19 protein-coding genes are annotated in these 19,522 nt (G+C 64.4%); 12 read left to right on the top strand and 7 right to left on the bottom strand.

Going from position 1 to position 19,522, the window contains the following annotated elements:
• Positions 1–190: 190 nt before the first annotated feature.
• The 5 genes from phhA (at position 191) to ACQ4N9_RS11970 (ending at position 4,344) form a co-directional block, all read left to right on the top strand.
• Positions 191–979 (top strand): phenylalanine 4-monooxygenase, encoded by a 789-nt coding sequence (gene phhA, locus ACQ4N9_RS11990; RefSeq protein ID WP_110991925.1) that lies wholly within the window; start codon positions 191–193, stop codon positions 977–979.
• 42 nt (positions 980–1,021) lie between these two features.
• Positions 1,022–1,378 (top strand): 4a-hydroxytetrahydrobiopterin dehydratase, encoded by a 357-nt coding sequence (locus ACQ4N9_RS11985; RefSeq protein ID WP_390967231.1) that lies wholly within the window; start codon positions 1,022–1,024, stop codon positions 1,376–1,378.
• Positions 1,375–2,571, top strand: coding sequence for an amino acid aminotransferase (locus ACQ4N9_RS11980; protein WP_390967230.1), 1,197 nt, complete (start codon positions 1,375–1,377; stop codon positions 2,569–2,571). The genes ACQ4N9_RS11985 and ACQ4N9_RS11980 overlap by 4 nt, the downstream gene beginning before the upstream one ends.
• A 355-nt stretch (positions 2,572–2,926) precedes the next feature.
• On the top strand, positions 2,927–3,055 hold the full coding sequence (locus tag ACQ4N9_RS11975) for a hypothetical protein (RefSeq protein ID WP_256671375.1): 129 nt from the start codon (positions 2,927–2,929) through the stop codon (positions 3,053–3,055).
• A gap of 98 nt (positions 3,056–3,153) precedes the next feature.
• Complete coding sequence (locus ACQ4N9_RS11970) at positions 3,154–4,344, top strand: MFS transporter (protein WP_390967229.1); 1,191 nt, start codon at positions 3,154–3,156, stop codon at positions 4,342–4,344.
• Positions 4,345–4,474: 130 nt separating this feature from the next.
• On the opposite strand, the gene ydiJ is transcribed toward ACQ4N9_RS11970, so the two are convergent.
• A complete protein-coding gene (gene ydiJ, locus ACQ4N9_RS11965; protein ID WP_390967228.1) occupies positions 4,475–7,495 on the bottom strand; it encodes a D-2-hydroxyglutarate dehydrogenase YdiJ in 3,021 nt (1,006 codons plus the stop codon).
• 217 nt (positions 7,496–7,712) lie between these two features.
• Between ydiJ and ACQ4N9_RS11960 the strand changes: the two genes are divergently transcribed.
• Positions 7,713–8,597 (top strand): LysR substrate-binding domain-containing protein, encoded by an 885-nt coding sequence (locus ACQ4N9_RS11960; protein ID WP_390967227.1) that lies wholly within the window; start codon positions 7,713–7,715, stop codon positions 8,595–8,597.
• A gap of 148 nt (positions 8,598–8,745) precedes the next feature.
• Here the strand turns inward: ACQ4N9_RS11960 and ACQ4N9_RS11955 are convergent, their stop codons facing one another.
• From ACQ4N9_RS11955 to ACQ4N9_RS11930, 6 genes are all read right to left on the bottom strand, one after another.
• Positions 8,746–10,164 (bottom strand): amino acid permease, encoded by a 1,419-nt coding sequence (locus ACQ4N9_RS11955; protein ID WP_390967226.1) that lies wholly within the window; start codon positions 10,162–10,164, stop codon positions 8,746–8,748.
• Between the two features lie 682 nt (positions 10,165–10,846).
• Positions 10,847–11,911, bottom strand: a complete 1,065-nt coding sequence (rluB, locus tag ACQ4N9_RS11950) for a 23S rRNA pseudouridine(2605) synthase RluB (RefSeq protein ID WP_390967225.1) — start codon at positions 11,909–11,911, stop codon at positions 10,847–10,849.
• 258 nt (positions 11,912–12,169) lie between these two features.
• Entirely contained in the window at positions 12,170–12,928 is a 759-nt protein-coding gene (gene scpB, locus ACQ4N9_RS11945; protein ID WP_125465042.1) for an SMC-Scp complex subunit ScpB, read from the bottom strand.
• Positions 12,929–12,940: 12 nt separating this feature from the next.
• A complete protein-coding gene (locus ACQ4N9_RS11940; protein WP_189654575.1) occupies positions 12,941–13,639 on the bottom strand; it encodes a segregation and condensation protein A in 699 nt (232 codons plus the stop codon).
• A 125-nt stretch (positions 13,640–13,764) separates the two neighbouring features.
• Positions 13,765–14,394, bottom strand: a complete 630-nt coding sequence (locus ACQ4N9_RS11935; protein ID WP_110991965.1) for an L-threonylcarbamoyladenylate synthase — start codon at positions 14,392–14,394, stop codon at positions 13,765–13,767.
• Positions 14,395–14,407: 13 nt separating this feature from the next.
• Positions 14,408–15,268 (bottom strand): PHP domain-containing protein, encoded by an 861-nt coding sequence (locus ACQ4N9_RS11930; protein ID WP_125465045.1) that lies wholly within the window; start codon positions 15,266–15,268, stop codon positions 14,408–14,410.
• A gap of 67 nt (positions 15,269–15,335) precedes the next feature.
• Here ACQ4N9_RS11930 and ACQ4N9_RS11925 point away from each other — a divergent pair, with 67 nt between their 5' ends.
• The 6 genes from ACQ4N9_RS11925 (at position 15,336) to ACQ4N9_RS11900 (ending at position 19,450) form a co-directional block, all read left to right on the top strand.
• On the top strand, positions 15,336–15,932 hold the full coding sequence (locus ACQ4N9_RS11925; protein ID WP_110991936.1) for a septation protein A: 597 nt from the start codon (positions 15,336–15,338) through the stop codon (positions 15,930–15,932).
• 1 nt (position 15,933) lies between these two features.
• Entirely contained in the window at positions 15,934–16,233 is a 300-nt protein-coding gene (locus ACQ4N9_RS11920) for a YciI family protein (protein WP_110991937.1), read from the top strand.
• A gap of 135 nt (positions 16,234–16,368) precedes the next feature.
• The gene (locus ACQ4N9_RS11915) at positions 16,369–16,761 is read left to right on the top strand and encodes a translation initiation factor 2 (RefSeq protein WP_125859566.1); all 393 of its coding nucleotides are present in this window, start codon (positions 16,369–16,371) and stop codon (positions 16,759–16,761) included.
• Positions 16,762–16,768: 7 nt separating this feature from the next.
• Positions 16,769–17,446 carry a response regulator transcription factor gene (locus tag ACQ4N9_RS11910; protein ID WP_125465048.1) on the top strand — a complete coding sequence of 226 codons (678 nt, stop codon included), beginning with the start codon at positions 16,769–16,771 and terminating at the stop codon, positions 17,444–17,446.
• A 186-nt stretch (positions 17,447–17,632) separates the two neighbouring features.
• Complete coding sequence (locus tag ACQ4N9_RS11905) at positions 17,633–18,049, top strand: Spy/CpxP family protein refolding chaperone (protein ID WP_125465049.1); 417 nt, start codon at positions 17,633–17,635, stop codon at positions 18,047–18,049.
• A gap of 12 nt (positions 18,050–18,061) precedes the next feature.
• Positions 18,062–19,450 (top strand): sensor histidine kinase, encoded by a 1,389-nt coding sequence (locus ACQ4N9_RS11900; protein WP_125859568.1) that lies wholly within the window; start codon positions 18,062–18,064, stop codon positions 19,448–19,450.
• Positions 19,451–19,522 lie beyond the last annotated feature (72 nt).

Genomic DNA, 19,522 nt, shown 5'->3' with positions numbered 1-19,522 from the left:
AAATCCACTTGAAGGCCAGCTCGATGTCGGTGATTTTCCGGGATGAGCGGGCTTTTGTAAAATTATCGTTACAAAATCCAGCACAGCACACGCCCAATCGCGGCCGCGACCCCGTGCAAAGTGGCGGATGTAGGGATATTCCTAATGCATGTCCTGCACATAACAAGAAAGCCCTCACCAGGAGCGCCACATGAAACAGACGCACTACGTGGCCCGCGAGCCCGATGCGCAAGGTTTTATCGACTACCCGCAGCAAGAGCACGCGGTGTGGAACACCCTGATTACCCGCCAGCTGAAAGTCATCGAAGGCCGGGCCTGCCAGGAATACCTGGACGGCATCGAGCAGCTCAAGCTGCCCCATGACCGCATCCCGCAGTTGGGCGAAGTCAACAAGGTGCTCGGCGCCACCACTGGCTGGCAGGTTGCCCGCGTACCGGCATTGATCCCCTTCCAGACCTTCTTCGAACTGCTGGCCAGCAAGCGCTTCCCGGTCGCCACCTTCATCCGCACCCCGGAAGAACTCGACTACCTGCAAGAGCCCGACATCTTCCACGAGATCTTCGGCCACTGCCCGCTGCTGACCAACCCGTTCTTCGCCGAGTTCACCCACACCTACGGCAAGCTGGGCCTGGCGGCCACCAAGGAACAACGCGTTTACCTGGCGCGCCTGTACTGGATGACCATCGAATTCGGCCTGATGGAGACCCCGCAAGGTCGCAAGATCTATGGCGGCGGCATCCTCTCCTCGCCGAAAGAGACCGTCTACAGCCTGTCCGGCGAACCCGAGCACCAGGCCTTCGACCCGATCGAAGCCATGCGCACGCCGTACCGCATCGATATCCTGCAGCCCCTGTACTTCGTCTTGCCGAACATGAAGCGCCTGTTCGACCTGGCCCACGAAGACATCATGGCCATGGTCCACCAGGCCATGCAGCTGGGCCTGCACGCACCGAAGTTTCCACCCAAGGTCGCCGCCTGAGCCACCTTCGTCGATAACAACTCAAAACGGAAAATACTCACCATGAATGCCTTGAACCAAGCCCACTGCGAAGCCTGCCGCGCCGATGCCCCGAAAGTCTCCGACGAAGAACTGGCGGAACTGATCCGCGAGATCCCGGACTGGAACATCGAAGTGCGCGATGGCCACATGGAGCTAGAGCGCGTATTCCTGTTCAAGAACTTCAAGCACGCCCTGGCCTTCACCAACGCCGTGGGTGAAATCGCCGAAGCCGAAGGCCACCACCCAGGCCTGATGACCGAATGGGGCAAAGTCACCGTGACCTGGTGGAGCCACTCGATCAAAGGCCTGCACCGCAACGACTTCATCATGTGCGCCCGCACCGACGAGGTCGCCAAGACCGCCGAAGGGCGCAAGTGATGCACTTCGCGGCGATCGGACGGGTCCCTGGCGACCCGATCCTCGGGCTGATGGAGGCCTACGCGCGCGATACCAATCCGGCCAAGTTCGACCTGGGTGTCGGCGTGTTCAAGGACGCCCAGGGCCTGACGCCGATCCCTTCGGCGGTCAAGCAGGCCGAACAGCGCCTGATCGCCCAGCAAGCCAGCAAAAGCTACATCGGCGGCCACGGCGATCCAGCCTTTGGCCGCTTGATCAGCGAACTGGTGCTGGGCAGCGCTTCGCCGCTGCTGGCCAGCCAGCGTGCCGGCGCCACCCAGACCCCGGGCGGCACCGGCGCACTGCGCCTGGCGGCGGAGTTCATCGCCCACTGCCTGCCGGGCCGCGGCATCTGGCTGAGCGACCCGACCTGGCCGATCCACGAGACCATCTTCGGCGGCGCCGGGCTCAAGGTGTCCCACTACCCCTACGTGGGCGCGGACAATCGCCTGGACGTCGCCGGCATGCTCGCCACGCTGGAGCAGGCCCCCGAAGGCGACGTGGTGCTGCTGCACGCCTGCTGCCACAACCCCACCGGCTTTGACCTGAGCCAGGATGACTGGCGAGCGGTGCTCGACATCGTCAAGCGGCGCAACCTGCTGCCGCTGATCGATTTCGCCTACCAGGGCTTCGGCGACGGGCTGGAGGAAGATGCCTGGGCGGTACGACTGTTCGCCGCCGAGCTGCCGGAGCTGCTGATCACCAGTTCCTGCTCGAAGAACTTCGGCCTGTACCGCGATCGCACCGGCGCCTTGCTGGTGTGCAGCCACGACGCCGAGAAACTGCTGGACGTACGCAGCCAGCTGGCGTTCATCGCCCGCAACCTGTGGTCGACGCCGCCGGACCATGGCGCGGCGGTGGTGGCCGAGATTCTCGGCCACCCGGCGCTCAAGGCGCTGTGGATCGAAGAAGTCGACGCAATGCGCCAGCGCATCGCAGAGCTGCGCCAAGGGCTGGTAAAGGCCCTGGAACCACACGGCCTGGCCGAGCGCTTCGCGCACATTGCCGCGCAACGCGGGATGTTCTCGTACACCGGGCTGAATCCGGAGCAGGTACGCCTGCTGCGGGAAAAGCACAGCGTGTACATGGTCGGCACCGGCCGGGCGAATATCGCCGGGGCCGATGCCAAGCGCCTGGAACAGCTGGCTGCCGCTATCGCCGACGTCTGTCGCTGATATCGCAGTACCTGTGGGAGCGGCTTTAGCCGCGAAGCAAGCGACGCGGAGCCTGGCACCGGCTACGCCGGTGTTCGCGGCTAACGCCGCTCCCACATGGACCGAGCCAGTCTCATAGCTGTGGGAGCTGGCTTGCCAGCGATGAAGCCCGCACAGGCAATACAAGACAGTTGTTCCCACAGTGTTTTCCGCTGCCCGAACACAGTCGGTGGTGCGCTGATCGCCCGCAAAAACCGACCCGCGGGGCGGAAAAATCTCAAACTGTCATCCTCACTGCTGTATCCTGCCCCTGCTTTTCGAAGCCACACACGCGCCACGCGCAGTCTTTTCACTCACACTTGCGAGGAACGACGAGATGCATGAAATCCCGAATCTTCCCTTCCCAAGCCTGAACCCCGAAGAGCAATCCGTTGCCGCCCACGCCGAACCGACGCCTGCCGTCGAACCGCACGGTGACGATCAATCCAGCGCTGACCAGGAATAACCGCGCAGACCCCGACAGTGTGAAAACGGCTGGCCTGTGGGAAAATCCCCGCCATCGCGTTTTCACACCGTCCAGAACCTCTACCCATCGAAGGCCCCATGCCCGATTCACCGCGCCCCCTTGCGGTCACCCTGCAAGTCGTCTCGATCGTCCTCTTCACCTTCATCGGCTACCTGAACATCGGCATCCCCCTTGCCGTGTTGCCGGGCTATGTGCACAACCAACTGGGTTTCAGCGCCGTCATCGCCGGCCTGGTGATCAGTGTGCAATACCTGGCCACCCTGCTCAGCCGCCCCACCGCCAGCCGCATCATCGACAACCTCGGCAGCAAGAAAGCCGTGATGTGGGGCCTGGCCGGCTGTGGCTTGAGCGGCGTGTTCATGCTCGCCTGCCACTTTCTCACGCCCTGGCCCTGGCTGAGCCTGAGCTGCCTGCTGATCGGCCGCCTGGTGCTGGGCAGCGCGGAAAGCCTGGTGGGCTCGGGTTCGATTGGCTGGGGCATCGGCCGGGTCGGCTCGCAGAACACCGCCAAGGTAATTTCCTGGAACGGCATCGCCAGTTATGGCGCATTGGCCATCGGCGCGCCGCTCGGGGTGCTGATGGTCAAGCACCTTGGGCTGGGGAGCATGGGCGCGAGCATCATCCTGCTGAGTGTGCTCGGCCTGCTACTGGCCTGGCCCAAACGCGCAGCGCCGGTGGTCAGCGGCGTGCGCCTGCCCTTCCTGCAAGTACTGGGCAAGGTGTTCCCCCATGGCTCGGGGCTGGCCCTGGGCTCGATCGGCTTTGGCACCATCGCCACCTTCATCACCCTGTACTACGCCAGCCGTGACTGGCCCAACGCGGCGCTGACCCTGAGCCTGTTCGGCGCCAGCTTCATCAGTGCGCGACTGCTGTTTGGCAACATGATCAACCGGCTGGGTGGTTTTCGCGTGGCAATCGTTTGCTTGTCGGTGGAGACCCTGGGGTTGCTGATGCTGTGGCTGGCACCGAGCGCCGAGATGGCCCTGGCCGGCGCGGCGCTCAGTGGTTTCGGCTTCTCGCTGGTGTTCCCGGCACTGGGCGTCGAGGCGGTGAACCAGGTGTCGGCGGCCAACCGCGGCGCAGCGGTGGGGGCTTATTCGCTGTTCATCGACCTGTCGCTGGGGATTACCGGGCCGCTGGTGGGCGCGGTGGCGGCGGGGTTCGGCTTTGCCTCGATGTTCCTGTTTGCGGCAGGGGCAGCGGCGTGCGGGCTGGTATTGAGCCTGTATCTGTACCGCCAGGCGCGGCGGATGCGCCAGAACAGCTGAAGGGTACAAATCTGCACCGGCCTCTTCGCGGGTAAACCCGCTCCCACAGGAATTCGCTTTTCTCAAGAAAGGCGCTGTCCCTGTGGGAGCGGGTTTACCCGCGAAGAGGCCGGTGCAGGATTGCCGCCGCTCAGCGCTGCGCGAACTGCAGCACTACCTCCAGCGGATGGCGCAACTGCTTCTCGGTCATGCGCTTGACCTGACTGCGGCACGAATAACCGGTTGCCAGCGCCTCGCCGTCCTTGTCCAGCTTGGTCGCCCAGGACTGCTCGAAGATGGTCTTCGAGGTTTGCTGGTTACGCGCCTCATGCCCATAGGTCCCCGACATGCCGCAACACCCCGTGGCCTCGGTGACCAGCTTCAGGCCCATCCGCGCGAACACCTGCTCCCACTGCCTGGTACTGGCCGGCACATTGGTCTTCTCGGTGCAGTGGGCCATCAGGCGGTAGCTGCCAGCCTTGGCCGGCGCCTGCTCGGGCAGCACGTCCATCAGCCATTCCTGGGGCAGCAGCACTTGCGGGCAGCCCTCCAGGCCGTCGACCTTCTGGTACTCCTGGCGATACACCAGGGTCATCGCCGGGTCCAGCCCCACCAGCGGCACACCGCAGTCGGCCAGGGCCTTGAGCTGAGTACCGTTGCGGATGGCCGCCTTGGCGAAGGCGCCGAGGAAGCCCTGCACGTGCAGCGGCTTGCCATTGGCACTGTAGGGCGCCAGGAACACCTTGTGCCCCAGGCGATGGGCCAGCTCGATGAACGAGGCCAGCAACGGCGTCTCGAAGTACCGGGTAAAGGCATCCTGCACCAGCACGATGCTGCGCTCGCGCTGGGCCGGGGTCAGCTCGCGCAGGGCCGGCACGCTGGCCACCTGCACGCGGCAGCGGGTCAGGGTGGACTGGAAGTTGAAGCGGCTGATCAGCGGGCTGTCGACCATGCCGACCTGGTCCGCCAGCAGCTTGCTCACCCACTTCGAACCCATCACCGCGTTGTACAGGCCAGGAGCGTGGGCCAGGTACGGAATGCTGAACTCCAGCGAGCCGATCAGGTAATCGCGCAGCGGGCGCTGATAGCGGCCGTGGTACAGCTCGAGGAAGCGCGAGCGGAAGTCCGGCACGTTGACCTTGATCGGGCACTGCCCCGCGCAGGACTTGCACGCCAGGCAGCCGGCCATGGCGTCGTACACCTCGTGGGAGAAGTCTTGCTGCCCCTGCTGTTGCGCACGGCGGTTACGCAGCCGCGCTGGCAGCCCCTTGAGCCAGGAGGCCTTGCGCTGGGCGGCGGCCAGCACGTCGATGTTGGCCTCGCCCTGCAGGCGCAGCCATTCGCGGATCAGCGAAGCGCGGCCCTTGGGCGAGTGCTGGCGCTCGCGAGTAGCCTTCCACGACGGGCACATGGCGTCATTGGGGTCGTAGTTGTAGCAGGCACCGTTGCCGTTGCAGTGCACGGCGCTGCCGAAGTCCTGCCAGACGCGCTCGTCGATGGTCCGGTCAAGGTCGCCGCGCAGGGTCACGCCATCCACCGGGGTCAGGCCCTCGGCGCTGTCCGGCGGGGTGCAGATCTTGCCCGGGTTGAGCTGGTTGTGCGGGTCGAACGCGCCCTTCAGGCGCTGCAGCGCTGGGTACAGTTCACCGAAATACTCCGGCACGTACTCCGAGCGCAGGCCCTTGCCGTGCTCGCCCCACAGCAGGCCGCCATAGCTTTTGGTCAGTGCCGCCACGGCATCGGAGATCGGCTTGACCAGCGCGGCCTGGGCCGGGTCTTTCATGTCCAGCGCCGGGCGCACGTGCAGCACACCGGCATCGACATGGCCGAACATGCCGTAGGCCAGGCCGTAGCCATCCAGCAGCGCGCGGAAGTCGGCAATGTAGTCGGCCAACTGCTCCGGTGGCACGGCCGTGTCCTCGACGAACGGCTGCGGGCGCACTTCGCCCTCGACGTTGCCCAAGAGCCCCACCGAGCGCTTGCGCATGACATAGACGCGGGTCACCGCCTCGGCGCCTTCGGCCAAGGTGTGGCCCAGGCGCTCGACACCCTTGTCGGCCTGCAGGTGCGCGACGAAGGCCTGCACTCGAGCATTGACCTCGTCCGGCTCGTCACCGCAGAACTCCACCAGGTTGATGCCCAGGGTCGGGCGCTCGGGGTCGGCCGGGAAGTATTCGGCGACGCTGTGCCAGACGATGTCCTTCATCGCCAGCATCAGCACCTTGGAATCGACGGTCTCGATCGACAGCGGCTTGTGCGCCATCAAGGCATTGGCGTCGCGCAGGGCGTCCATGAAGCTGGTGTAGCGCACGTTGACCAGCACGGCGTACTTGGGGATCGGCAGCACATTGAGCTTGGCTTCGACCACATAGCCCAGCGAGCCCTCGGCGCCGCACAGCACGCTGTTGAGGTTGAAGCGGCCCTGCTCGTCGCGCAGGTGCGCCAGGTCGTAGCCGGTCAGGCAGCGGTTGAGCTTGGGGAAGGTGCTTTCGATCAGCTCGCCCTGGGTTTCCTGGATCTCGCGGGCCATGCGGTACACCTCGCCCACCCGGCCGGGCGCCGCGCAGGCTTGCTCCAGCGCGGCATCGTCGATCGGCAGGCTGTGCAGGCGCTCGCCACCGAGCAGCACGCTGTGCAGTTCGAGCACGTGATCGCGGGTCTTGCCGTAGGTGCAGCTGCCCTGGCCGCTGGCATCGGTGTTGATCATGCCGCCCACGGTGGCGCGGTTGGAGGTGGACAGCTCGGGAGCGAAGAACAGCCCGTGGGGCTTGAGCGCAGCGTTGAGCTGGTCCTTGACCGTGCCGGCCTGCACCCGCACCCAGCGCTCCTCGACGTTGATTTCGAGGATCTTGTTCATGTGCCGCGAAAGGTCGACGACGATACCGTCGGTCAGCGACTGGCCGTTGGTGCCGGTACCGCCACCGCGCGGGGTGAGCTTGATGCCATGAAAGCGCGGTTCGACCATCAGCGTGGCGACCCGCGCCACATCGTCCGCGTCCAGCGGGAACACCGCCGCCTGGGGCAGGCGCTGGTAGATCGAGTTGTCGGTGGCCAGCACGGTACGGGTGCCGTAGTCGGCGCTGATCTGGCCACGGAAGCCGCTGTTTTTCAGGGCTTCGAGGAATTCGGGGTAATTGGCGGCAGGTGCACGGGGCAGCAGCTGGGCGATCATCGTTGGATGGCCTCTTGATATGGGCTTGTTCACGGTTTCAGGCGCGACGCAGTCGTAATCGTGGCAGCGGCGGTGCGCCGCTCCCACGAAGAAAAATGGGCGTTTCCTGTTCATCCGGCATGAATGGAACTCAAGCGGATGACGAATGCGCCAATGTTCCTGTAGTTTGGCGCCATGGGCAAACGGATATTCCTGCCGCTATCGATGAGCTTTATGAATGAATTACCGCCACCTCACCCCTTCGATGTCGCTGCTACTGGCATTCGAGGCCGCCGCCCGCCATGAAAGCTACACCCGCGCCGCCGCGGAGCTTTCGCTTACGCAAAGCGCGGTGAGCCGCCAGGTGCAGGCACTGGAGCAGCAGCTGGGGCTAACCCTGTTCCGCCGCGAGGGCCGCCAGGTACAGCTGACCGACGTTGGCCGCCTGTACCAGCGCGAGCTGAGCGAGGCGCTGGGGCGCATCCGCAGTGCCACCTTGCAGGCGCTGGCCTATCAGTCCGGGGTCGGCACCCTGCGCCTGGCCACCCTGCCGACCTTCGGCTCGAAATGGCTGCTGCCCCGCCTGCATGCCTTCTACAGCGCCCACCCAGGGATGCTGGTGCATATTCATTCACGTATCGAAGCGATCAATTTCGACGCCAGTGAGATCGACGCGGCCATTGGCGTGGCCAGCCACGACCTGCCGGGGCTGATCTGCCATCGCCTGCATGCCGAGGAACTGGTGGTGATCCTGCCGCCGGAGGCCGCCGGCGACCAGGCCGACTGGAGCCCGACGCGTATCAGCGGGCAAGTGCTGCTGAATGTCGCCAACAATCCACATGCCTGGGGCGAATGGTTCTCCCATCACGCCCTACCCCACCGCGCGATGCGCCTGGGGCCTAGCTTCGAGCTGACCTCGCACCTGATCCAGGCCGTGCGCGCCGGCATCGGCATCGGCCTGGTGCCACGCATTCTGGTGCAGGAAGAACTGGCCAACGGAGAACTGTTCAGCCCTGGAGAGCCATTTGCCAGCCAGCGCAGTTACTACCTGATCTATCCGCCGAGGAATGAGGCGCTGCCTTCACTCAGAGCGTTTCGCAGCTGGTTGCTCGAACAGATCTGAAGGCCTCATCGCTGGCAAGCCAGCTCCCACAGTTGACGGCGATCGCAGTCACTGTGGGAGCCGGCTTGCCGGCGATGAGGCCGGTACAGGCAAGAAAAAACCCGATGCCGGTCTCCCGGCATCGGGTTTCTTCAACCAACCTCAGCGCTTACTTGGCAACAGTGCCAGGCGCACCGTTGGCCTGCGAGCCACGCTTGCTCTTGAGCATATAGGCTACATACATCACCACCAGCCATACCGGCATCGCATACACCGACACCTGGATGCCCGGGATCAGCAGCATGATGCCGAGGATCAACACCACGAACGCCAGCACCACATAGTTGCCATAGGGGTACCACAGCGCCTTGAACAGCGGCTTCTGGCCGGTACGGTCGAGGTGCTGGCGGAACTTCAGGTGCGAGTAGCTGATCATCGCCCAGTTGATCACCAGGGTGGCCACTACCAGCGACATCAGCAGCTCCAGGGCATTCTGCGGCATCAGGTAGTTGAGCAGCACCGCGATCAGGGTCACGGCCGCCGATACCAGGATCGAACGCACCGGCACACCGCGCTTGTCCACCTTGGCCAAGGCCGCCGGGGCATCGCCCTGCTCGGCCATGCCCAGCAGCATACGGGCGTTGCAGTAGGTGCCGCTGTTGTAGACCGACAGTGCCGCGGTCAGGACCACGAAGTTCAGCAGATGCGCGGCCACGTCACTGCCCAGCAGCGAGAACACCTGGACGAACGGGCTGCTGCCATAGCTGCCACCGGAGGCGTCGATGCTGGCGACCAGGGTGTCCCACGGCGTCAGCGACAGCAGTACGACCAGCGCACCGACATAGAAGATCAGGATGCGGTAGATGACCTGGTTGATCGCCTTGGGGATCACGGTCTTCGGCTTGTCGGCTTCGGCAGCGGTGAAGCCGAGCATTTCCAAGCCACCGAAGGAGAACATGATGAACGCCAGGGCCATCACCAGGCCGCTGACCCCATTGGGGAAGAAGCCGCCATGGGCCCACAGGTTGGTGACCGTAGCCTCAGGGCCACCGCTACCACTGGTCAGCAGGTAGGCACCCAGGCCGATCATGCCGACGATGGCGGCCACCTTGATGATGGCGAACCAGAACTCGGCCTCGCCGAAGAACTTCACGTTCATCAGGTTGATGGCGTTGATCAGCAGGAAGAAGCCTGCCGCGGTGACCCAGGTCGGGATCTCCGGCCACCAGTAATGGACGTACTTGCCCACCGCCGACAGTTCCGACATGCCGACCAGGATGTACAGCACCCAGCAGTTCCAGCCCGACAGGAAGCCGGCGAAACCGCCCCAGTACTTGTGCGCGAAGTGGCTGAAGGAGCCGGCCACCGGCTCCTCGACGATCATCTCGCCCAGCTGGCGCATGATCATGAAGGCAATGAAGCCGCAGATGGCGTAGCCGAGGATCATCGACGGACCCGCGGATTTCATCACGCCGGCCGAGCCGAGGAACAATCCGGTGCCGATGGCGCCGCCCAGGGCGATCAGCTGGATATGGCGGTTCTTCAAGCCACGCTTGAGCTCGCCAGACTGTGAGTTATGTCCACTCATGAACGAAGTCACCTGCTTGTTTTTATCTGTGACGGAATCGGACCCACCGCGCTCGTGGCGCAGCGGAATGGGCAAGGTGGTTACCTTGGGTTCTTGGACGGGTCTGTCGCGGTGGGCACCGGGGCCCAGGGCAAATCAACCGGGTGTCAGCAAGAGTGCGCGGTACGCAAGGGGGTCACAGGTAAAACGCGGCGCATTGTATACCCCTGCAAACGCGCAGGCGTCAACGCGTTGCATCGTTTCCTGTGGAAAAAACGCAGCGGTCCTGGGGCGAAGGCCTGAAAAGGCGGAGTGATCGGCGTACATGGCGCCTCCATTTGTTGTTCTGTTACCGGGCTCTTTGGCCAGGCGTTGCACACGGCAATGGCGCTATATCAACGTGTGGGCAGGGTTTGGACAAGGGGGCGGATCGAGGCTGGAAGGCCCTGGGACGGTGGGCGCGGCAAGTTCTGTTTACAGAGACAGGAAAAATCGGGTTTGGCCGGGAATTTTGCCGTGATTTGTAAAAAAATCTTTACGATGCGGTCTAAAAACTTTCCACTTGCGAGGAAAATTTCTTTGAGATCAGCTATTTGCCGCTATCTTGCGGCCACGTGCCTGGCCTTGCCTCTGTAGGAGCGCGTCAATTCGGCGGGCACAAAAAAGCCAGCCCGAAGGCTGGCTCTTTCGCTACACGGGCCGATCAGCCACGCGGCTTGCCGCGACCACGGCCGGCCGGCTTGTCACCGTCCGGGCGGGCGGGGCGCTTGCGCATGTCGCTCGGACGCTCGGCCACCGCGCTGCCACGGTTGCCTTTGCGCGGCGCAGCCTCTTCACGCGGCGCGCGCGCCGGGCGCTCGGCCTGACCTTCGCCGGCCGGGCGCAAGGTGCGCACACGCTCGCCACGGCCCAATGGACGGGTCGACTTGCGCTGCATGCGCTCCATCTTGTCCTTGGCCTTGAGGTTCAGCGTTGGCAGTGCCACCGGCTGCAGGCCCACTTCGGCGGCCAGGATGTCGATCTCGCCCTGGCTCATCTCGCGCCAGCGGCCCATCGGCAGGTCGGAGTTGAGGAACACCGGGCCGAAACGCACGCGCTTCAGGCGGCTGACCACCACGCCTTGCGACTCCCACAGGCGACGCACTTCACGGTTGCGGCCTTCCATCACCACGCAGTGGTACCAGTGGTTGAAGCCTTCGCCACCCGGAGCCTTCTGGATGTCGGTGAACTTGGCCGGGCCGTCCTCGAGCATCACGCCAGCCTTGAGGCGCTCGACCATGTCGTCGTCAACCTCACCGCGCACGCGCACGGCGTACTCGCGGTCCATCTCGTAGGACGGGTGCATCAGGCGGTTGGCCAGTTCACCGTCGGTGGTGAACAGCAGCAGGCCAGTGGTGTTGATGTCCAGGCGGCCGATGTTGATCCAGCGGCCCTCTTTCGGGCGCGGCAGGCGGTCGAACACGGTCGGACGGCCTTCCGGGTCGTCACGGGTGCAGATTTCGCCGTCGGGCTTGTTGTACATGATCACGCGGCGGGTCGCCTCGGCGGCCTCGACGCGCTTGATCAGCTTGCCGTCAACGGTGATGGCGTCGTGCAGGTCGACGCGCAGGCCCAGGGTGGCCTCGACACCGTTGACCTTGATACGGCCCTGGCTGATCCAGGCCTCGACGTCACGACGCGAGCCCACGCCGATGCGCGCCAGCACTTTCTGCAGCTTTTCGCCGGACGGAGGGGTGGGTTGTTGGTCCTGCAGGTCTTGCTCACTCATCTGGGCACCTCCCGGTGTATTAGTGAAAGCGGTTCTTGGCAACGGATGCGCCAAAGGGGCGCGCATCATACGCGGTTCGGCGCGGGAACGCACTGGAGGGTAGGCTGTTTTTTGAGGCCGGGGTAGGCTTTCTGCCAGATGGCACTTCATTGCTCGCGCCGGCCTCTTCGCGGGTAAACCCGCTCCCACAGGTCGCGCGCGTCCCCCTGTGGGAGCGGGTTTACCCGCGAAGAGGCCGGCGCAGCAGACGCATGGACATCAGGGCTCCAGCTTGGCTTGCGCTTCAGGCTCTTCGCGCAAATCATCGAAATCAGTCTTGAGCCCCTCTTCCATCGCATCCAGCTCCACCAGCAACGAGCGGAAGCTGGTCTCATCCTTCGGCGCTGGCGCTTCACCCTCCTCGCCCAGGCTGGCATCGGCCAAGGCCTGCAAGTGCGCGGGCACCGGCGCTTCATCCGGGTCGTCGAGTGGCGCCTCTGGCTCCAGCTCACGCAACTCGGCCAACGCCGGGAGCTGATCGAGGCTCTTGAGGTTGAAGTGATCGAGGAAGGCCTTGGTGGTGGCGAACATGGCCGGCCGCCCGGGCACCTCGCGGTAACCGACGATACGGATCCACTCACGCTCCATCAGGGTCTTGATGATGTTGCTGTTCACCGCCACCCCCCGCACATCCTCGATCTCGCCGCGGGTAATGGGTTGGCGATAGGCAATCAGCGCAATGGTTTCAAGCAAGGCACGGGAATAGCGCTGCGGGCGCTCTTCCCACAGGCGGCCGACCCAAGGCGCATAGCTTTCGCGAATCTGCAGGCGGTAACCGGTGGCCACCTCCTTGAGCTCGAAGGCGCGGCCATTGCAAGACTTGCCGAGCACCTCCAGGGCTTTCTTGAAGATGGCCGGCGCCGGGCGCTCGGCTTCTTCGAACAGTTCGTACAGGCGCTCGAGGGATTGCGGCTTGCCCGAGGCGAGCAGGAAAGCCTCGATCAGCGACGCGAGTTCACGGGGTTCGTTCAGGTTCATGGGGTTGTCAGGTCACTCTGCCCGGGCGCGGACGTGGATCGGGGCGAAAGCCTCATTTTGCACCAGTTCGATCAGCGATTCCTTCACCAGCTCAAGAATCGCCATGAAGGTCACCACCACCCCGAGCTTGCCTTCCTCGGCGCTGAACAGCTCGACGAAGGGCACGAACTCGCCGCCCTTGAGGCGTTCGAGCACCTGGCTCATGCGCTCGCGGGTAGACAGGGCCTCGCGGGTGATCTGGTGGCTTTCGAACAGGTCATTGCGACGCATGACCTCGGCCATGGACAACAGGATCTCTTCCAGGGCGACATCGGGCAGCAGCTTGCGCACCTTGGCCTGGGGCGCATCCAGCTGCGGCACCAGCACTTCACGGCCAACCCGTGGCAAGGCGTCGATACCCTCGGCGGCGGCCTTGAAGCGCTCGTACTCCTGCAGGCGGCGGATCAGCTCGGCGCGCGGGTCGCCCTCGTCCTCCTCCACTTCGGCAGAACGCGGCAGCAGCATGCGCGACTTGATCTCGGCGAGCATCGCAGCCATCACCAGGTACTCGGCGGCCAACTCCAGGCGCACGTTCTTCATCAGCTCGACATAGCTCATGTACTGGCGGGTGATTTCTGCCACCGGGATATCGAGGATGTCGACGTTCTGCTTGCGAATCAGGTACAGCAGCAGGTCCAGCGGGCCTTCGAAGGCTTCGAGGAAGACCTCCAGGGCGTCCGGCGGGATGTACAGGTCGACCGGCATTTCGGTCAGGGCTTCGCCATAGACCAGGGCCAACTGCAGCTGGAAAGGCGTATCGGCCTCGCTGGCCGGCGCCTCGGGCGCTTCCACCTGGCTCACGCGCTGGCCAGGAACGGCGCAGGGTCACCGCAGCCTTCGCGGATCAGCTCGGGCTCATCGCCGGTCAGGTCGATCACCGTGGACGCCTTCAAATCGCCAAAGCCACCGTCGACGATCAGGTCGACGTGGTGCTCCAGGCGCTGGCGAATCTCGTACGGATCGGTCATGGGGTCTTCATCGCCCGGCAGGATCAGGCTCACGCTCATCAAAGGCTCGCCGAGCTCTTCAAGCAGCGCCAGGACGATCGGGTTGGACGGCACGCGCAGGCCGATGGTGCGGCGCTTTTCGTGCAGCAGCAGGCGTGGGACTTCGCGAGTGGCATTGAGAATGAAGGTGTAAGGGCCTGGGACATGGGCCTTGAGCAGGCGGAACGTCGCCGTGTCGATCTTGGCGAACGTGCCCATCTGCGACAGGTCGCAGCACAGCAGGGTGAAGTTATGGTTCTTGTCCAGCTGACGCAGGCGGCGGACACGCTCGATGGCGTTCTTGTCGCCGATCTGGCAGCCCAGTGCATAAGCCGAATCGGTGGGATAGACCACCACACCACCCTTGCGGATGATTTCGACGGCCTGCTTGATCAGCCGCGCCTGCGGGTTTTCCGCATGAATCTGGAAAAATTGGCTCACGAAGTCGTCCTGTTCATACCGCCATAGGCTGTTCATGTCGGAATCGGCGCCACAGGGGTGGCAGGTCCTCAGGCAATGGCCGGTAGGCACCGATCTCGCCCCAGGTGCCAGGGCCGTGGAAATCGCTGCCAGCACTTGCCAGCAGGCCGAACTCACGGGTGAGGATGGACATCGTCCCCACCTGCTCGGGCGGCATCATCCCATTGACCACTTCTAGTGCCTGCCCACCTGCCTGAATATAGTCGGCAATCAGCCGTCTGCGCTTGCTGCGGGTCAGTTCGTAGTGCATGGGATGAGCCAGGCTCACCCACGCATTGGACTGGCGCAGCGTGGCGACGGTTTCCTCGAGTGTCGGCCAGTGCAACTTGACGTCACCCAGCTTGCCGGCGCCCAGCCACTTGCGAAACGCTTCGCCGCGGTCCTTGACGAAGCCTGCGCGCACCATGAACTCGGCGAAATGCGGGCGTGCCGGGGCGTTGCCGCTGTCGCCCAGCTCCTGCTGCACCGCCCGCGCACCTTCGAGCGCACCGGGCATGCCTTTGGCGGCCAGCTTGCGATCGATCTCTTCAGCGCGCAGCCAGCGGCCACGGTGGAGGTTTTCGATGGCTTCGAGCAACGGCGGTGCATCGAGGGGGAAGTCGTAACCCAGCACATGGATGGTCGCGCCGCCCCAGGTGCACGACAGTTCAACGCCACTGACCCAGTGCATGCCGTTGTCGAGGCAGGCCTGACGGGCCTCGGGCAGGCCCTCGAGGGTGTCGTGGTCGGTGAGCGACAAGGTCCGCACCCCATGCTCATGGGCCCGGGCAACCAGTGCCGTGGGCGACAGGGCGCCGTCGGAGGCCGTGCTGTGACAGTGCAGATCAACATTCATGGTGGAGCGCTTTCGCCGGAATCGATGTTTGTTATTATGCCGTCACATCCCGCTTCTGGCTGCCACTGTGAAACAATTCATCGATTTCATCCCGCTGCTGCTGTTCTTCATCGTCTACAAACTGGACCCGCGCCCGGTCGAATTCGCAGGCCACAGCTTTGAATTCGGCGGTATCTACAGCGCCACGGCGATGCTTATCCTCAGCTCGCTGGTGGTTTACGGCGCGCTGTTCCTGCGCCACCGCAAGCTCGAGAAAGGCCAGTTGCTGACCCTGGTCGCCTGCCTGGTGTTCGGTGGCCTGACCCTGGCGTTCCACAGCGAAACCTTCCTCAAATGGAAGGCACCGGTGGTCAACTGGCTGTTTGCCCTGGCCTTCGCCGGCAGCCACTTCATCGGTGACCGGGTGCTGATCAAACGCATCATGGGCCACGCCCTGACACTTCCAGAAACAGTCTGGACCCGCCTGAACCTGGCATGGATCGTCTTCTTCCTGGTCTGCGGCGCCGCCAACCTGTTCGTTGCCTTCACCTTCCAGGCCTTCTGGGTCGACTTCAAGGTGTTCGGCAGTCTGGGCATGACCGTGATCTTCCTGGTGGCGCAGGGTGTATACCTCTCGCGCCACCTGCACGACACCGACCCCTCCACTTCCAAACCCAAGGACTGACATGCTCTACGCCATCATCGCCAGCGACGTCGCGAACTCCCTGGAAAAACGCCTGGCTGCCCGCCCCGCCCACATCGAGCGCCTGCAACAGCTCAAGGCCGAAGGCCGCGTGGTGCTGGCCGGCCCGCACCCGGCCATCGACAGCAACGACCCGGGCGCCGCCGGCTTCAGCGGCAGCCTGATCGTCGCCGAGTTCGAGTCGCTGGCCGCCGCCCAGGCCTGGGCCGACGCCGACCCGTACATCGCTGCAGGTGTCTACGACAAGGTCGTGGTCAAGCCGTTCAAGCAAGTCCTGCCGTAACAGGCTTTTGAGTAGTTGTTGTGGGAGCAGCCCGCTCCCACACAGCTGCTCCCAGCTACACCCCCGCGCTGCACTATTCATAAATTGCGACGACCGGCCGACAACCTCCTGAACCGACAAGAATCAGGAGTCCCAATGCGTCAAGGTCCGATGTCCGTGCTGCTTTGCCTGTTGCTGCTATCCCCTTTCGCCGTGGCCGAACAGCCGTTGTCGCTGGAAGCCGGGGCGCGAATCACCGAACTGCAGCAGCGCCTGGAAGAGAGCGAGAAACAACGCACCCTGCTGGCCCAGCAAATGCAGAGCCAGGACAGCGAACGCGAGAGCGCCCAGCTGAGCCGCCTGCGCCAGGACAACCAGCGCCTGAAGCTGGCCATCAAGGAGCTGCAGGCCGGGGCCAATCCGGTGCAACGCCTGCTCACCGACCAGCAACAATGGTTCCTGATCGGTTCGGCCGTTGCACTGTTGTCGGTAGTCTGCGGTATCTTAGCCAGCGGCGGTCACAGACGACGCCGGCAATGGTTGAATTGAGTGAGACATGAGCGAGCTGTTACTGATTGATGATGACCAGGAGCTGTGTGAGCTGCTTGGCAGCTGGCTGACCCAGGAAGGCTTCGAGGTGCGCGCCTGCCACGATGGCCTGAGTGCGCGCCAGGCCCTGGCCGCCCACGCGCCGGCAGCGGTGGTACTGGATGTGATGCTGCCCGACGGCAGCGGCCTGGAACTGCTCAAGCAGCTGCGCAGCGAACACGCCGACCTGCCGGTGCTGATGCTCTCGGCCCGTGGCGAGCCGCTGGACCGCATCCTTGGCCTGGAGCTCGGCGCCGACGACTACCTGGCCAAACCCTGCGACCCCCGCGAGCTCACCGCTCGCCTGCGCGCCGTGCTGCGCCGCAGCCACCCCAGCGCGCCCACCTCGCAGATTGAGGTCGGCGACATGGTCTTCAGCCCGGTACGCGGCGTGGTCAGCATCGACCAGCGCGAAATGACCCTTACGCTGTCCGAGAGCCGCATCCTCGAAGCCCTGCTGCGCCAGCCCGGTGAACCGCTGGACAAGCAGGAGCTGGCGCAGATCGGCCTGGGCCGCAAGCTCACCCTCTACGACCGCAGCCTGGACATGCATGTCAGCAACCTGCGCAAGAAGATCGGCCCGCACGCCGACGGCCGCCCACGCATCGTCGCGCTGCGTAGCCGAGGCTACTACTACAGCCTTTGAAGGCAGCTTCAAGCTTCAAGCTTCAAGAAACAGCAGATCGAGCATCGCTCCCGCTTTTACTTGAAGCTTGCAGCTTGAAGCTTGCAGCTCTTTACCCAGCCTTTACCCTCGCCTGACCGCCCTTGACCTTGATCTCCCTAGACTGGGCTCATCCGGTAACCACCGGCCCCTGAAAGGAGAGACACCATGCGCAAGACCCTTATCGCCCTGATGTTCGCCGCCGCCCTGCCGACCGTAGCCATGGCCATGCCTGAAGGCGGCCCGCGCCACGACGGCCCGCATCATCGCGGTGACGCGCCTTTCGCCCAGCTGGACCTGAGCCGCGACCAGCGCCAGCAGATCGGCAAGCTGATGGGCGAGCAGATGCAACAGCGCCGTGACATCACCGAGCGCTACATGAACAAGCTGCCGGCCGCCGAGCAGAAGGCCATGAAGGACGAAATCAAGGCCAGCCACGACAAGACCGAAGGCCAGATCCGCGCCCTGCTCAAGCCGGACCAGCAGAAGAAGTTCGACGAACTGCAAAAGGAACGCGCCGCGCGCAAGGCCGAGTGGCAGGAGTTCCAGGCCTGGAAGGCTGAAAAAGGCAGCAAGGCCCAGTAAGCTGTCCCCCCAATGCCCGGCCCGCTCAGCAGCGGGCCGGGCTTTTGCCATTTCACGGAGGTGCTCGTCTTGCGTTCACTGTTCTGGCGCATCCTGGCCAGCTTCTGGCTGGCCATCGCCCTGGTCGCAGGCCTGTCGATCCTGCTGGGCCACATGCTCAACCAGGACACCTGGATCCTCAGCCGCCACCCCGGCCTGAACACCCTGGCTAGCCGCTGGGTGCAGCATTACGAACAGGAAGGCCTGGAGTCGTCGCAACGCTTCCTTGAACGGCGCAAGCAACGCTACAAGATCGACGTGCAGGTGCTCGACGACAGCGGCGATGCCGTGGTTCCCGGCACCTTCCCGCGCCGCGCTGCCGCGTTCGAGGCACGCCAGCACAACGACGAACGCCGCCTGCCCTGGCGCCGCCTGACCGAGGAATACACCAGCCCCACCAGCGGCGAAACCTACCTGCTGATCTACCGTATCCCCCACCCGGAACTGGCCGCCTGGCACCGCGAAAGCCTGATCTGGCCGCTCAGCGCGCTGGGCATCGCGCTGGTGGTGCTGACCCTGTTCAGCCTGCTGGTGACCTTGTCGATCACCCGCCCGCTGAGCCGTCTGCGCGGCGCGGTGCATGACCTGGGGCAGGCCAGCTATCAGCAAAACAGCCTGGCGCGCCTGGCCGTGCGCCGCGACGAGTTCGGCGTGCTGGCCAACGACTTCAACAAGATGGGCGCACGCCTGCAGAGCCTGATCGGCAGCCAGCGCCAGTTGCTGCGCGATGTGTCCCACGAATTGCGCTCGCCCTTGGCGCGCCTGCGCGTCGCCCTGGCCCTGGCCGAACGCGCCGGGCCCGAACAGCGCCAGGCCCTATGGCCACGGCTGACCCGTGAGTGCGACCGCCTGGAAGACCTGATCAGTGAAATTCTGGTGCTGGCCCGGGTCGATGCCGAGCAGGCGCATGCCGAGCCGGTGGACCTCAATGCCGTGCTGGGTGGCGTGCGTAAAGACGCCCAGTTGGCGGCGCCGGATCAGGAAGTGCGCCTGCAGATGCAGCCGGGGCTGACCCTGCAAGGCTGGCCGACCCTGATCGAACGGGCGGTGGACAACCTGCTGCGCAATGCCCTGCGCTTCAACCCGCTGGGGCAGCCGATCGAAATTGATGCCCACCGTGAACAGGAGCGCATTGTGCTGAGCGTGCGTGACCATGGGCCGGGGGTGGCAGAGGAACATCTGGCGCAGTTGGGCGAGCCGTTCTACCGCGCACCGGGCCAGGAGGCACCGGGGCATGGGTTGGGGCTGGCGATCGCGCGCAAGGCGGCGGAGCGCCATGGCGGCAGCCTGACGCTGGCGAATCATCCGCAGGGTGGGTTTGTGGCGACGCTGGCGTTGCCCTGCGAAGTCAGTGCTGGCTGACATTCCCCTGAGCTGCCATGCAGCTCTTCGCGGGTAAACCCGCTCCCACAGGACTGCGCCATTCTCAAGGCG

The sequence above is a fragment of the Pseudomonas sp. ES1 genome (genome assembly GCF_050586605.1).
GTDB classification, from domain to species: domain Bacteria; phylum Pseudomonadota; class Gammaproteobacteria; order Pseudomonadales; family Pseudomonadaceae; genus Aquipseudomonas; species Aquipseudomonas sichuanensis.
The sequence above is the reverse complement of the archived record's forward strand: the minus strand, read 5'-3'. Positions and strand labels throughout refer to the sequence as shown.

Excerpts from the sequence above, each read along its gene's own strand:
- ACQ4N9_RS11915 (WP_125859566.1), top strand. The coding sequence starts at position 16,369 with ATGCGTCAAGGTCCGATGTCCGTGCTGCTTTGCCTGTTGCTGCTATCC.
- phhA (WP_110991925.1), top strand. The coding sequence starts at position 191 with ATGAAACAGACGCACTACGTGGCCCGCGAGCCCGATGCGCAAGGTTTT.
- ACQ4N9_RS11910 (WP_125465048.1), top strand. The coding sequence starts at position 16,769 with ATGAGCGAGCTGTTACTGATTGATGATGACCAGGAGCTGTGTGAGCTG.
- ACQ4N9_RS11970 (WP_390967229.1), top strand. The coding sequence starts at position 3,154 with ATGCCCGATTCACCGCGCCCCCTTGCGGTCACCCTGCAAGTCGTCTCG.
- ACQ4N9_RS11900 (WP_125859568.1), top strand. The coding sequence starts at position 18,062 with ATGCCCGGCCCGCTCAGCAGCGGGCCGGGCTTTTGCCATTTCACGGAG.
- ACQ4N9_RS11905 (WP_125465049.1), top strand. The coding sequence starts at position 17,633 with ATGCGCAAGACCCTTATCGCCCTGATGTTCGCCGCCGCCCTGCCGACC.
- ydiJ (WP_390967228.1), bottom strand. The coding sequence starts at position 7,495 with ATGATCGCCCAGCTGCTGCCCCGTGCACCTGCCGCCAATTACCCCGAA.
- scpB (WP_125465042.1), bottom strand. The coding sequence starts at position 12,928 with ATGAACCTGAACGAACCCCGTGAACTCGCGTCGCTGATCGAGGCTTTC.
- ACQ4N9_RS11930 (WP_125465045.1), bottom strand. The coding sequence starts at position 15,268 with ATGAATGTTGATCTGCACTGTCACAGCACGGCCTCCGACGGCGCCCTG.
- ACQ4N9_RS11960 (WP_390967227.1), top strand. The coding sequence starts at position 7,713 with ATGAATTACCGCCACCTCACCCCTTCGATGTCGCTGCTACTGGCATTC.
- ACQ4N9_RS11920 (WP_110991937.1), top strand. The coding sequence starts at position 15,934 with ATGCTCTACGCCATCATCGCCAGCGACGTCGCGAACTCCCTGGAAAAA.
- rluB (WP_390967225.1), bottom strand. The coding sequence starts at position 11,911 with ATGAGTGAGCAAGACCTGCAGGACCAACAACCCACCCCTCCGTCCGGC.
- ACQ4N9_RS11955 (WP_390967226.1), bottom strand. The coding sequence starts at position 10,164 with ATGAGTGGACATAACTCACAGTCTGGCGAGCTCAAGCGTGGCTTGAAG.
- ACQ4N9_RS11985 (WP_390967231.1), top strand. The coding sequence starts at position 1,022 with ATGAATGCCTTGAACCAAGCCCACTGCGAAGCCTGCCGCGCCGATGCC.
- ACQ4N9_RS11975 (WP_256671375.1), top strand. The coding sequence starts at position 2,927 with ATGCATGAAATCCCGAATCTTCCCTTCCCAAGCCTGAACCCCGAAGAG.